A 346-nucleotide genomic window follows, 5' to 3' on the forward strand; every position below is an offset into this window, starting at 1 on the left:
GCCCACAGATTCTCCCATAGCTCAGTCGGTAGAGCGACGGACTGTTAATCCGCAGGTCCCTGGTTCGAGCCCAGGTGGGAGAGCCAAGATTCTAAAAAGCCCCCTTATTTAAGTGGGCTTTTTTTTATTACGCCAAGAATATATTCAAGTTATTCCTATTGATAGGTCTTATTGTTCGCCAAGATTCACTTACTGAATATTTTTAAAACAAACGCTTTAAATCTAATGATTTTTTAGCTATTTCCACTTGACCATTTATCTCTTCCTCCATAGAATAGCCCACAGATTCTCCCATAGCTCAGTCGGTAGAGCGACGGACTGTTAATCCGCAGGTCCCTGGTTCGAG

General features: G+C 43.1%; 1 tRNA gene. It reads left to right on the forward strand.

The features are described 5' to 3' along the window. Positions 1 to 10 precede the first annotated feature (10 nt). Positions 11 to 86, forward strand: a tRNA-Asn gene (locus J502_RS16305). The last annotated feature ends 260 nt before the right edge of the window (positions 87 to 346 follow it).

The organism is Acinetobacter sp. 1294596 (assembly GCF_000582925.1).
Classification (GTDB): domain Bacteria; phylum Pseudomonadota; class Gammaproteobacteria; order Pseudomonadales; family Moraxellaceae; genus Acinetobacter; species Acinetobacter radioresistens.